8 protein-coding genes are annotated in these 13,012 nt (G+C 70.3%); 6 read left to right on the plus strand and 2 right to left on the minus strand.

The annotated features are described in order from the left end of the window. The first annotated feature begins 2,018 nt into the window (after positions 1–2,018). From WA762_RS16860 to WA762_RS16875, 4 genes are all read left to right on the plus strand, one after another. Positions 2,019–3,215 (plus strand): macrolide family glycosyltransferase, encoded by a 1,197-nt coding sequence (locus WA762_RS16860; protein WP_335936557.1) that lies wholly within the window; start codon positions 2,019–2,021, stop codon positions 3,213–3,215. A gap of 1,225 nt (positions 3,216–4,440) precedes the next feature. After that, entirely contained in the window at positions 4,441–5,508 is a 1,068-nt protein-coding gene (locus WA762_RS16865; RefSeq protein ID WP_443080610.1) for a bifunctional DNA primase/polymerase, read from the plus strand. Beyond that, the gene (locus WA762_RS16870; protein ID WP_335936559.1) at positions 5,505–7,058 is read left to right on the plus strand and encodes a DNA primase family protein; all 1,554 of its coding nucleotides are present in this window, start codon (positions 5,505–5,507) and stop codon (positions 7,056–7,058) included. Before WA762_RS16865 ends, WA762_RS16870 begins: the two co-directional genes overlap by 4 nt. After that, complete coding sequence (locus WA762_RS16875; RefSeq protein ID WP_335936561.1) at positions 7,055–7,462, plus strand: DUF6009 family protein; 408 nt, start codon at positions 7,055–7,057, stop codon at positions 7,460–7,462. The genes WA762_RS16870 and WA762_RS16875 overlap by 4 nt, the downstream gene beginning before the upstream one ends. A gap of 135 nt (positions 7,463–7,597) precedes the next feature. On the opposite strand, the gene WA762_RS16880 is transcribed toward WA762_RS16875, so the two are convergent. Next, positions 7,598–10,003, minus strand: a complete 2,406-nt coding sequence (locus WA762_RS16880; protein ID WP_335936563.1) for an excinuclease ABC subunit UvrA — start codon at positions 10,001–10,003, stop codon at positions 7,598–7,600. A 231-nt stretch (positions 10,004–10,234) separates the two neighbouring features. Here WA762_RS16880 and WA762_RS16885 point away from each other — a divergent pair, with 231 nt between their 5' ends. Beyond that, on the plus strand, positions 10,235–10,669 hold the full coding sequence (locus tag WA762_RS16885) for a helix-turn-helix transcriptional regulator (protein WP_335936565.1): 435 nt from the start codon (positions 10,235–10,237) through the stop codon (positions 10,667–10,669). A 5-nt stretch (positions 10,670–10,674) separates the two neighbouring features. Next, positions 10,675–11,094, plus strand: coding sequence for a VOC family protein (locus WA762_RS16890; RefSeq protein ID WP_335936567.1), 420 nt, complete (start codon positions 10,675–10,677; stop codon positions 11,092–11,094). A gap of 106 nt (positions 11,095–11,200) precedes the next feature. Here the strand turns inward: WA762_RS16890 and WA762_RS16895 are convergent, their stop codons facing one another. After that, positions 11,201–11,968 (minus strand): SDR family NAD(P)-dependent oxidoreductase, encoded by a 768-nt coding sequence (locus WA762_RS16895; RefSeq protein ID WP_335936568.1) that lies wholly within the window; start codon positions 11,966–11,968, stop codon positions 11,201–11,203. Positions 11,969–13,012 lie beyond the last annotated feature (1,044 nt).

Raw genomic sequence — 13,012 nt, forward strand, 5'->3', positions numbered from 1 at the left:
TCCTACGCCTCCGAGTCCGCTTTCAGAACACCATCGGCAAGTGAGGCGAGCCGATCGATGAGGAGAGATCGCGACACCAGAACAGATCTCCACACCCCATCTCTTCCGTGCCGGTGGCTCTCTGACAACGCAGCGGAACTGTCGCGCCGAATCCCATGAAACCCTCCATCGCCCTCAGGTCCACACTGCAACATCCCAGAACACTCCATGACTACAAGCTCCTGGGATTCCCACGGTGACCCGCCGGATCGTCCAAGTGAGCCCGCGCCGCTCTCGGAGCAACGATGCGCGAGACGAGCGCAGACCGAGGCCGACCCTTCGCATTCCTCAACCTGTCCTCCCTCATCGCACTCAACGCCCACCCCCCTATCCGCTCGTATCACATGAACGGACGGGGTCGACAAGCGGAGCCTCACACGGGTTCCACCGCAGAGCTCGTCGCCCCCTCCTCATCACACGTCGGTCAAGGCCCCCTGGGCCGGAAGAGTCGCGCCCCTCACAGACATCCCGGCATCCTCAGACCTTCCGCACCGACGAGCATGAACTCCCTTCCTCGCCCGATCCACACACTCCGATCCGGCGATCCACGTGCCCGATCAGCGATCGTCCGAGGCGAGGGCAGGGGAGCGGTGGCAGCTGCTGCCGGCAGGCAGCCGGCACGCACGTAATCTCGACTTGGCACCAGCATCGATGTGCCTCTTCCTTCCCTCCCGATCACTTCACTAAGAGAAACGAACCCGGGCACGCCCACGCCCCGACGTCGCCATTGCACGAACGCGCCCGTCGAGAAGCCCCCGAGCACGAGTCGCTCCGGATCGATGTCGGCGGAGGACAAGGCGGCACAGGTCGAGCCGGAATCAGATCAGCCGCGCCCGGGGGATGCGGGAACTGGCATCCGCGTGACGTCAGAACACCTCCGGCGGACGCCGCCGCCTCCGCGTCCCGCCTCTCGCACCGCCGCCGACGGCGTCCTCGGTGCCATCCGCCGTGATCGAACCCCCGGCTCCGCATCGAGGCCGTGCCCCGAGGCGCGTTCTCCAGGCGATACGGCCCGGGTGCGCCTGGCGACCTGTGGCCGCACAATCCGGCGAACGGGATCCGCCCCGGCCGGAGGAGCCCTGCCCTCGCCGCCCATGGCCCTCCGCGTACGCGCCCCTGCCGACGGGGCCCCTGAGCGCGCGTCAGGCCGAAGCCGACGGAACACACGCATGCGACCACCGGGGGAGGGGCCCTGAGGCGGCGCCCGGGCCGTTGCGCCATCGGCCGAGAAGCTCCGCTCAGGGAGCTCATTCCGCATGCGCCCGCCTCGGGGTGCATCGGCCGGATCCGCCCACCGACGGGCTCTTCAGGAAGCCCAGATCCGGCGGTGGGGGAGAGGTGCGGATCAAGGCTCTGATCACCGGATCCGGTCGGCGGAGGCCGACGATTTCCCGGAACTCGGCATGCCCGTATCCACGCCGAACCGTCCCGGGGAGTCGGACCGCCGACGGATTTCGCGCCGTCCACCCGCCTCTGAGGGGGGTTTCGGGCCAGGAATCCGGAGCCCGGGTTCTCGCTCTCAACCGCTCCCACAGAAGTTGTTGACCATTTAACTATTAGGCTCGGCGGGACCGTACGGGTACTCGGAGCCAATACGTCGGCGTGACGGTCGGTCGGTGGGGGAGTGCCTCGCCGATCTCGCCGTCGGGCCCGACGTCCAGAACGGCTACGACGGCTACGACGGCCGGCTGGCCGCGCCAGGTGACGTGGCCAGCCGGCCTCCGTCCCGCGGCGCGGTGGCGCGACCGCGGGGCCGCACCCCGGGACTCCGCCGCGGTTAATTCCGGTGCGCGAGCGCCTTGAGGCGGCTAGGGTCACGGCCATGCATTTCCTTCAGATCTACGGCTGACACGGTCCGGGCAGCGCCCCGGCCCCCTCGCGCGCCCCGCCCCGCGTCCGAGCCTGTCCGGACGACGGTGTCGGCGGTGCGCCGGCTTGTCGTGTCCCGTTCGCCGTAGACCTGAAATGAGTGATCTTCCATGACCCGTCGCCGTGCCCATATCGCGATGGTCGGCATCCCCGCCGTCAGCCATGTCCTGCCCAGCCTTGAGGTCATCCGTGAGCTGGTGGCCCGCGGACATCGGGTGACCTACGCCAACGACCCGGCGGTGGCCGACCTGGTCGCGGCCACCGGCGCAGAACTCGTCCCCTGCTCCTCCGTGCTGCCGGTCGCCGACAACGACTGGCCCGAGGACCCCATCGCCGCCATGGGGCTCTTCCTCGACGACGCCATCCAGGCGCTGCCGCAGTTGCGCGCCGCCTACGACCCGGACCCGGCGGACCTCTACCTGTACGACATCGGCGCCTACGCCGCGCGCGCCCTCGCCGAGACACAGGGCCGCTCCCTCATACAGCTGTCCCCGACCTTCGTGGCCTGGAACGGCTACGACCAGGACGTCGCAGCACACCTGTGGCGGCTGCCCGGCGCGGACGCGTACCGGGCGAAGTTCGCGCGGTGGCTCACCGACTGCGGGGCGTCCACCACCGACGTGGACGTCTTCCCCGGACGCCCCGCGCGCACCCTGGCGCTGATCACCCGGGCCATGCAACCGCATGCCGATCAGGTCGACATGAGCACGGTGACGTTCGTCGGGCCCTGCTTCGACACGCGGGGGAGCAGGGAGACGTGGACCCGTCCGGCCGGCGCGGACAAGGTGCTGCTGATCTCCCTGGGTTCGGCGTTCACCCGGCAGCCGGAGTTCTACCGCCAGTGCCTGGCGGCCTTCGGCGACCTGCCCGGCTGGCATGTCGTACTCCAGATCGGCAAGCACACCGACCCTCGGGAACTCGGCAGCGTCCCGTCCAACGTCGACGTGCGCTCCTGGGTGCCCCAACGGGCCATCCTGGAGAAGGCGGACGCGTTCGTCACCCACGCGGGCATGGGCGGCTGCGGTGAAGGGCTGCTGGCGGGCGTACCGATGATCGCCGTTCCGCAAGCTGCCGATCAGTTCATGAACGCCGACCGGCTCGTGGAACTGGGCGTGGCCCGCCGGATCGACACCCCGGACGCCACCGCGGAGAACCTGCGGGCGGCCCTGGACGAACTCGTGACCGACCCCGAGGTGGCCCGCCGCTCGGCGACGCTGAGCGCCGACGCCCGGGCCGAGGGCGGCACCGCACGGGCCGCCGACCTCATCGAGGGTCTGTTGCGGCAGGAGACCCCGCTGAGCCGCTGATCTCCGCCCGCCTCGGGGCCGGGCGCTCGATCTTGAGCGTGGAGGGTTCCAGCAGACATCCCAACCTGCCGGAACCCTCCACGTTCTGACGTTCTCCTGGCGTTCGAGGCCCGGCAGGCTTTCACGGGCAGGCGCTCCCTGGCCCCCGAGAGCACTGAGAGGTTCGCGAACGCGAAGTTCATCGAAGCGTCGCGGTCAGCGACTTCTGTGCGACCTGGGGAATGGCTCGGCCCGGTTCCTCCCGCGCAGTCGGCCCGCCTGGACCGCCCGCCAGTCGGCCCGCCTGGTCGGCCAGCCCGGACCGCCCGCAGGGCCGGCAGCGACTGAAGCGACTTCCAGCGAACGGGGCTTCGGTCGCTGCCCGAGGCCGCACACAGCCCCCGAGAGACTCAGCGACTGAAGACCAGCGACTGGAAAAGCCCCTGCGTCGCTGTTCAGTCGCTCCTCAGTCGCTGCATAAAAGCGCAGGTCAGCAAGTTTTGACCACCCGATTAGCGACTGAAGCGACTGAAGTTCGGTGCATATGAAGACATTCATGTGTGCGCGCGTGTGCGTCATAGATAGGAAAGTTCAGTCGCTTCAGTCGCTGTTTTGACCCCTTCACCCACCTTGACCTGCGGTTTTCTTCAGCACCGAAGCCAGTACTGAAGAAGACTCACAGTCGCTTTCCGTCAGTCGCTCAGTCGCTGAGTCGCTGCGCACCCTCGGCGATATGGGGTGATTACCGATGGTTTGAAGAGGTTTCACACCCGGGTCGAAGCCCCGTCCGGACCTCCTTCTCGCAGCGACTCAGCGACTGACGGGGCAGCGACCGAAGGGCGGGAGCGACTGAAGCGGGAAGGGTGGAACGGCCGAAGGGCGACGGCTGAACGCCGGCGCCGGGCCGTGCGGGGCGGGCGACGGGCCGGGCCCTCCACCGGCCCGCCGCCGCCGGTGGTGTTCCGCCCGGCCTCGGGGGCGGGGTGCAACCCCGGTACCGGCCCCCGCCGTTCTGGATAGCTTTCTTCCGGTTATGCCCCGAGGTCGGGAGACTGTCAGGGGAGTGCCGGGGGATGTCCCCTTCGCGGCCCCTCCTCCGCTAGCCTGTGATCTCCGCACTTGAGAACTTGAGTCGCTTCAGTCGCTGAACGGAGTAGTACATGCGCCCTCACCAGAGGATTCCGCGCAGCGACCGGCAGGCCCGGGCCCGTTCTCAGCGCCGCGCTCACCCGAAGGCCCCGTGATCTTGGAGCCGCGTACGTACCCGTCGTCGGTCGCCGTCGCCCGCTGGTGCGCGGCCTCCGGCTGGCCCGTGCACCCCCTGGCCCCGCTGCGGAAGACTCCGGCCGCGAACTGCGCGTCCTGCAGGCGTCCGGGACACCGCGTCAGCGACTGTCCGTGCCTGGCCGAGGGACGCTGGTGCCACGGGCTCCTCGCGGCCACGACGGACCCCGCACGGGTGTCGGCCTGGTGGGACGCGAGGCCGGGCTTCGGCGTGGGGGTCGCCTGCGGGCCCGCTGGGCTGGTGGTGCTCGACGTCGACGCGCACGGCCGGTCCCTCCCGCTGCGCCACGAGGTGCTCCCCGGCATCGGGATCCCCGAGACGGTCGAACTCACCGGACTCGGCAACGGCTTCCACTCGCTGGCGCTTCTCGCGGCCCTGCGCGGACAGCCCGACCCGGCGCGGGACGAGAACACGCTCAGGGTGCGCACGCCCTCGGGAGGGCTGCACATCTGGTACGAGGCCGGGCCGGGCCACCCGCTGCGGTCCTCGGTCGGCAGCGGCGGACGCGGTCTCGCCTGGCAGGTCGACGTCCGCGGCGTCGGCGGGTACATCGTCGCCCCGGGCACCCGCACGGAGGCCGGGACGTACGAGCGCGTCGGAAACTGCGTCAGGCCCGCTCTGCTGCCCTCCTGGCTCCGAGATGAACTGGAACGCACCGGGCACCGGGAAAGGCCGCGAGAAGCCCGTACACGGCCTTCCATGCGTCTTGACCCGGCCCTCGCCGCCGTTCTGTCCGCGGGATGGGGGAACGCCGCCGCGCGTCGCGCGCTGGAGACCGTCCTGAGCCCGGTGCTGGGGTGCGCCGCCACGGCGTCCGGCGCGGGCTTCGGCGACAAGCTGAACCGGGCCGCGTACACCGCGGGAGGGCTCTGTGCGGCCGGGGCCGTCGAGGAGGCCCGGACCCGGACCGTGCTCGAAGAGGTCGCGGAGCGCGTGCGACCGGGGCAACGACGTCGTTCGGCGCAGATCATCGACAGCGGGTTCGCCGCGGGCCTGCGGCGTCCGCTCGTCCCGGGAGGCCGCTCATGAGCTCACCGATACAAGGGGTGTTCGACTTCGACGCGGCGGCTGTCGCCCAGCAGATCCTCGCCCACTCCCGGTCCCAGGATCCGGCCCAGGGCCCGGAAGTGCCGCCACAGGGCGCCGCCCAGGGGCCGTACGCCGACGCCCCGTTCCGCCCCACGCCGAACGGGCTGGTCCTCGACTCGCTCTCCGACCGCGGGCTCGCGGAGGCGTTCGCGTACCTGTACGCGCGTGAGTACCGGCACGTCAACGGCCTCGGCTGGTACAAGTGGGACACCTACCGCTGGGTGCCGGACGATCACGACCGCGTCATATGGGCCGCCGGGGACATGGCCAAGAAGCTGGCCCGGGTGGACGACCAGGAGGACTTCACCGCCTCCGAGATGAAGCGGGCCCGCAGCCGGGCCCTGTCCACCGCGGGCATCAAGGCGATGCTCGCGCAGGCCCAGGCCGCCGACGGGATGCTCCTGGACGCCGCGCTGCTCGACGCCGACCCGTACGCGCTGTGCACCCCCGGCGGCATCGTCGACCTGCGCACCGGCGTCTCCACCACGCCCGATCCGCTGCGGCACCTGCACTCGCGGGCCACGTCGGTGGCGCCGCTGCGGATGCCCATCCCCAAGTGGGACCGCTTCCTGCGGGACACCTTCGGCGACGACGCCGAGGGCCTGGAGATGATCGACTTCCTTCATCTGCTGCTGGGTTACTCGATCACGGGCGACGTCGGCGCGCAGGTGCTGATCTTCCTCCACGGGCTCGGCAAGAACGGCAAGAGCGTCCTGCTGGACACCCTGGTCAAGCTGCTCGGCGACTACGCGGACGCCGCCCCGCCCGGCTTCCTCATGGCCAAGCCCTTCGACGGCCACCCCACCGACCTCGCCGAACTCCACGGCCGGCGCGTCATCGTGTGCAGCGAGCTCAAGGCGGGGGACCGCTTCGACGAGGCCCGGGTGAAGCTGCTCACCGGCGGCGACCGCATCAAGGCCCGCCGGATGCGGCAGGACTTCTTCAGCTTCACCCCGACCCACAAGCTCTGGCTGCTGGGCAACCACAAACCTGAGGTCGGCACCGGCGGCTTCGCCTTCTGGCGGCGCATGCGGCTCGTCCCGTTCGAGAAGGTCGTCCCCGATGACCGGAAAATCGACAATCTGGCCGATGTGCTGGTCAGCGAGGAGGGGCCGGGCATTCTGGCCTGGCTGATCGACGGCGCCCGTCGGTATCTTGGTGGCGAAAAAGAGCTGTCGGGGCCGGAACGCGTACGCCTGGCAACGGACGCGTACGCGGAGACGGAAGATCACTTGGGACGTTTCCTGAAGGAGGCGTGCGTCATCGAACCGGGGCTCAGAGCCGAGCAGAAGACGCTCTACCTCGCCTACCAGAGCTGGTGCGACGGGGAGCCCGAGGTGGCCAAGCCGGTCAGCTCCCGGACCTTCGCCGCCCGGGTACGGGAGGCTCTGGGTATGCGGTCCCCGTCCGAGATGGCAACCTCGAACTCAAGGAAGTACTACCCCGGCATTGGGCTGCTGGCGGAGGACGGCACGGAGGAGACAACGTGAGTGCCTTGATCGGGCCGGAGGACCTGACCCACGAGATCGACATCGTCTGGGTCGCACCCGACATCGACGAGCTCGACTACGTCCGCCAGGCGCTCGACCGCGTGCGCGGGAGACGGTCCGCGCCGCCCTTCCACCGCGACGGACGCCTCGTCGGGTACGCGGTCCTGGGCTCCGACGCCAAGCCGTCCCGTGCCTCGGGAACGTATCTGCGGCGGGTCTTCTGGGTCGCCCCCCACGACCGGGACAGCGCCCCGGAGGGCCTGTACAAGTTCGGGGCCCCGTCGGAGGCCGTGGACCCGAGGACCGTGGAGGCCGGCGCCGAGGGCTGCAAGACCGTCCGGTCCCAGGCCGCCGAGCCGTCCGTGCTCCCGACCGGCCGGGGAGCGGCGCTGCCCTCGGCCTGAGTACGGGCCCGCGCGTCCCGCGTTCCGCGCCCAACGGGCGGAGGCGGGACGGAGGCTGCGAAGGGCATCGACCGGGACGCCGATGCCGACGGCGGCGTGCGTGCGCGGGCCCCGCCCGCCCGCGCACGCATCGGCTCAGACGCCGACGTAGTCCGCCAGGTGCTCGCCGGTCAGGGTGGAGCGGGCGGTCACCAGGTCGGCGGGGGCGCCCTCGAAGACGATCCGGCCGCCGTCGTGCCCCGCGCCGGGACCGAGGTCGATGATCCAGTCTGCGTGGGCCATGACCGCCGGGTGGTGCTCGATGACGACGACCGACTTGCCGGAGTCCACGAGCCGGTCGAGCAGGCCGAGCAGCTGCTCGACGTCGGCGAGGTGGAGGCCGGTGGTCGGCTCGTCGAGGATGTAGACGCCACCCTTCTCGGCCATGTGGACGGCCAGCTTGAGGCGTTGCCGTTCCCCGCCGGAGAGCGTGGTGAGCGGCTGCCCGAGGGTCAGATAGCCGAGCCCGACATCGGCGAGGCGGCCGAGGACGCGGTGCGCGGCCGGGGTGCGGGCCTCGCCGTCGCCGAAGAACTCCTCGGCCTCGGTCACCGACATGGCCAGCACCTCGCTGATGTCGCGGCCGCCGAGCCGGTGGTCCAGCACCGACGCCTCGAACCGCTTCCCCTCGCACTCCTCGCAGGGGACGGCGACGCCCGCCATCATCGCCAGGTCGGTGTAGACGACCCCCGCGCCCTTGCAGGCGGGGCAGGCGCCCTCGGAGTTGGCGCTGAACAACGCCGGCTTCACTCCGTTCGCCTTGGCGAATGCCTTGCGGATCGGGTCGAGCAGCCCGGTGTACGTCGCCGGGTTGCTCCGCCGGGAGCCGCGGATCGGGTCCTGGCCGACCGACACCACGCCCGCGTCGGCGGCCCCCGCCTGCCGGAGCAGCGAGCCGTGCATGAGGGAGCTCTTGCCGGACCCGGCGACGCCGGTGACCACGACGAGCACCCCGAGCGGGATGTCCACGTCGACGTTCCGCAGGTTGTGTGTCGTCGCGCCGCGGATCTCCAGCGCCCCACGGGGTTCGCGCACCCTCTTCTTGAGGGCGGCCCGGTCGCCGAGGTGGCGGCCGGTGACGGTGCCGGCGGCCCGCAGCCCCTCGACGGTGCCCTCGAAGCAGACGGTGCCGCCCTCCGCGCCGGCGCCCGGGCCGAGGTCGACGACATGGTCGGCGATCGCGATCGTCTGCGGCTTGTGTTCCACGACGAGCACGGTGTTGCCCTTGTCCCGCAGCCGCAGCAGCAGGTCGTTCATCCGGCTGATGTCATGGGGGTGCAGGCCGGTGGTGGGCTCGTCGAAGACGTAGGTGGTGTCGGTGAGCGAGGAGCCGAGGTGCCGGATCATCTTGACGCGCTGCGCCTCGCCGCCCGACAGGGTGCCCGACGGCCGGTCCAGCGAGAGGTAGCCGAGGCCGATCTCCACGAACGAGTCGAGCGTCTGCCGCAGCGTCCCCAACAGCGGCGCCGCTGACGGTTCGTCGAGGGAACGGACCCAGTCGGCCAGGTCGCTGATCTGCATCGCGCAGGCGTCCGCGATGCTGATGCCCTTGATCTTCGACGACCGGGCCGCCTCGCTGAGCCGGGTGCCGTCGCAGTCCGGGCAGGCGGTGAAGGCGACCGCCCGGTCCACGAACTCCCGGATGTGCGGCTGCATCGCCTCCCGGTCCTTGGAGAGCATCGACTTCTGGATGCGCGGAATCAGCCCCTCGTACGTCATGTTGATGCCCGCGATCTTCATCCGGGTCGGCTCGTGGTGCAGGAAGTCGCGCAGCTCCTTCTCCGTGAAGTCGCGGATCGGCCGGTCGGGATCGAACAGGCCCGACTCGGTGTAGAGCCGATAGTTCCAGCCACCCGTCTTGTAGCCGGGGACGGTGAGCGCGCCCTCGTGGAGGGACTTGGTGTCGTCGTAGAGCTGGGCGGGATCGAGAGCGGTGACCGAGCCCCGGCCCTCACAGCGCGGGCACATGCCGCCGGTGCGCGTGAAGGTGACCTTCTCGGCCTTCTTCCCGCCGCGTTCCACCGTGATCGCCCCGCTCGCCCGGACCGACGGCACATTGAAGGAGAACGCGTTGGGCGAGCCGATGTGCGGCTGCCCGAGCCGACTGAAGAGGATGCGCAATATCGCGTTGGCGTCGGTGGCCGTGCCGACGGTGGAACGGGGGTCGGCCCCCATGCGCTGCTGGTCGACGACGATCGCGGTGGTCAGCCCTTCGAGCACGTCGACCTCGGGACGCGCCGTCGTCGGCATGAAGCCCTGCACGAAGGCGCTGTACGTCTCGTTGATCAGCCGCTGCGACTCCGCGGCGACCGTGTCGAACACCAGGGAGCTCTTGCCCGAGCCGGAGACGCCGGTGAACACCGTCAGCCGGCGCTTCGGGATCACGATGCTGACGTCCTTGAGGTTGTTCTCACGGGCGCCGTGCACCCGGATCAGGTCGTGGCTGTCGGCCACGTGCGGCGCGGGCGCCCCGCCGTCCATCGGATCCGTCCTCTCGGCCATGCCGATCGTCTCCCCATCTGTCGCGCGGAGCCGACTCCGCGAGCCCCGCCGTTGTCGCCCGATGCGGCCCGACCGGCACCCAGGCAGTATGTCTTTTTTTCTTTCTCTTTGCGGCGGCGCAGGGGCGAAGGAACGGCCCTCCGCCGGACTCCCCGGGTCGCTCCGGAGACCGCTCCGCGCCGCCCCGGAGCGACCACGGAACGGCGCGAGGCGCTGTGCGAGACTGGCCGGATGAGAGCCCCTGACCTCGACGACCTCGTCCGGTTGCGGCGGGCCCGCGACCGGATGGACCGCGACTACGCCGAGCCGCTGGACGTCCCGGCGCTGGCGCGGGGGGCCCTGATGTCGCCGGGCCACTTCTCCCGCAGCTTCCGCGCCGCCTTCGGCGAGACACCGTACAGCTATCTCATGACCCGCCGTATCGAGCGGGCCAAGGCGCTGCTGCGGCGCGGCGATCTCTCGGTGACCGAGGTCTGCTTCGCGGTCGGCTGTACGTCACTGGGGTCGTTCAGCACCCGCTTCACCCAGCTGGTCGGGGAGAACCCGAGCAGCTACCGGGCCCGGAGACATGATCACGCGGCCGCCGTTCCGGCGTGCATGGCGAAGATCCACACACGACCGGTCAGGATCGGAGAAGCGCGCCCCGAGCCCCCGGCCGTAGCGTGAACGGCATGAACATCACGCTCTCGCAGTGCTTCATCGCCGTCGACGACCACGACAAGGCGCTCTCCTTCTACCGCGATGTGCTCGGCCTCGAGGTACGCAACGACGTCGCGTTCGAGGGGATGCGCTGGGTGACGGTCGGAGCGCCCTCCCAGCCCGACGTCGACATCGTCCTGGAGCCGCCGCTCGCGGACCCGAACGCCTCTCCGGCCGACCGGCAGGCCATGGCGGAACTGATGGCCAAGGGCCTGCTGCGCGGGGTCATCTTCGCGACGGACGACTGCGACGCCACCTTCGAGCGGATCAGCCGCGCGGGCGGCGACGTGCTGCAGGAGCCCATGGACCAGCACTACGGCGTTCGCGACTGCGCGTTCCGCGACCCGGCTGGGAACCTGCTGCGCTTCACCCAGCCGCTCGCGAAGGCGTAGCCGAAGCCCGTGAGCAACAGCCGTAGTCGGAACAGGGGCCGCACGAGACGGCGGCCCGACACCGGTGCCCGTTCCCGCCCGTCGGCGGGGACGGGCACCGGCGTTCTCAGGAGTTCGGGAACAGAGGTCCGCCCGCCAGCAGGCCGCCGTCGACCGGGAGGACGTGCCCGGTGACGTAGCTCGCCCGGTCCGACGCCAGGAACTGGACGACCTCGGCGATCTCCTCCGGTGCGCCCGCCCGGTGCATGGGCAGGACCGCGTCGACCGCGTCGCGCGACGCGTCGTCGCCGGTGAACCGCTCGTACATGGCGGTCCGGGTGTAGCCGGGCGCGACCGCGTTGACCCGGATGCCGTGGGCGGCCCCTTCCAGCGCGGCCGCCTTGGTGATGCCGACGACGGCGTGCTTGCTTCCGGCGTACACGGTGGCCTCGGGGTAGCCCATCAGGCCGAAGGTGGAGCTGACGTTGACGATGCTGCCGCCGCCCTGGTCCCTCATGACCCGGAACTCATGCTTCAGGCACAGCAGCGTTCCTCTGACGTTGGTGTCGAAGGTGGCCTGATAGCCCTCCTCGGTCACCTCGGTGACGGGGCCGGGCTTTCCCTCCGTGCCGGCGTTGTTGAAGGCGACGTCGAGCCGCCCGAACCGCTCGACGGCACGGTCGACGAGATCCTCGACCTCGGTGTCGAAGCGGACGTCCGCCCGTACGAACTCGGTCGGGGCCCCGAGCGCGGAGAGTTCCCCGGCCAGACGCTCGCCCACGTCCTCGTGGCGGCCTGAGACGACGAGGCTCGCGCCCCGACGGGCGTAGGCGAAAGCGGTGGCGCGGCCGATGCCGGTGAGCGCGCCGGTGACGAGGACGACGGGTTCGGGCACGTCGAGGGTCCTTCCTGCGACCACACGGATGAACGGCGGACGTGGGGCGGCGAAAGCGCCGCGTACCGGGCTTCCTGCCCCCCTGAGGTGGTGGGGCATCGAGCAGGGGGTCCCGGTGCCCCACCACAAGGAGAGTCCCAGCCGGGCGGCGGCCGAACCGGATCCGACTGCCTCATCCGTCGAACAGCAGCACTTGATGGCCCGTATGGCCCGTAGGCGGGCGGGGGGACTGGGACGGTGGGGAGGACGGCCTGAGGCGGGGAGGGGAAGCCACGGCGACGGCGGAGGCCCGCGGCCGGTCCCTGCGGAGGGACCGAGACGGCCGGGGCCCGACGGCAGGGACTGGACCGGCGGACGCGCGGGAGCGGCGGTTCCTGCGGGACGGCGGGCGGCGCGGAGGGGACCGAGTCCGGACATGCCGGGCGTCAGGGACCCGGGCAGTGGCTGGTCCCTGTTCGGTCCCTGAGCTTCAGTCCCTGAGAAAAGACCAGGTCAGAGAGGTTTCACCCCTCAAAACAGGGACTGAAGGGACTCAAATTCCTAGTTATAAGCTCACTACGTGCGTGCGTATGCGCGCACGCATACATCTTGTACTACTCATTACTCAGCTGGCTCATAATTAGAGATTTGAGTCCCTTCAGTCCCTGTCAGGGGGTCGACTACCCCTCTGACCTGCGGAAATGCCCAGGGACTGAAGGCAGGGACCAAGCCCTCCCGGCTCGGTCCCTGGTCCCTGGCTTCAGTCCCCGAGCAGCCGTCCTCCCCCCTCCGCCCCGGGATTTTTCTCTGTTTCCCCTCGCTCCAGGTCATGGACACGCCCCTCGACGGGGGCTCGACACCCTTGCGTAAAAGTGGCATATAGCGCGACTTTGTCGGGCATACCGAGGGCTCGAGGAGGGACCGAAGGGACTCAAGGGACTCAGAATCGGATAACGGCACGCGGCGAAGATGCCGGGACCGGCAAGGGGGACATGCCTACACTCATTCCGAATGACAGTCCCTTCAGTCCCTGTCGACGGGCCGAGAGGCCATGTGACCAGCGGC

Source organism: Streptomyces tyrfis (assembly GCF_037034285.1).
GTDB lineage: Bacteria > Actinomycetota > Actinomycetes > Streptomycetales > Streptomycetaceae > Streptomyces.

Excerpts from the sequence above, each read along its gene's own strand:
- WA762_RS16860 (WP_335936557.1), top strand. The coding sequence starts at position 2,019 with ATGACCCGTCGCCGTGCCCATATCGCGATGGTCGGCATCCCCGCCGTC.
- WA762_RS16870 (WP_335936559.1), top strand. The coding sequence starts at position 5,505 with ATGAGCTCACCGATACAAGGGGTGTTCGACTTCGACGCGGCGGCTGTC.
- WA762_RS16880 (WP_335936563.1), bottom strand. The coding sequence starts at position 10,003 with ATGGCCGAGAGGACGGATCCGATGGACGGCGGGGCGCCCGCGCCGCAC.
- WA762_RS16885 (WP_335936565.1), top strand. The coding sequence starts at position 10,235 with ATGAGAGCCCCTGACCTCGACGACCTCGTCCGGTTGCGGCGGGCCCGC.
- WA762_RS16890 (WP_335936567.1), top strand. The coding sequence starts at position 10,675 with ATGAACATCACGCTCTCGCAGTGCTTCATCGCCGTCGACGACCACGAC.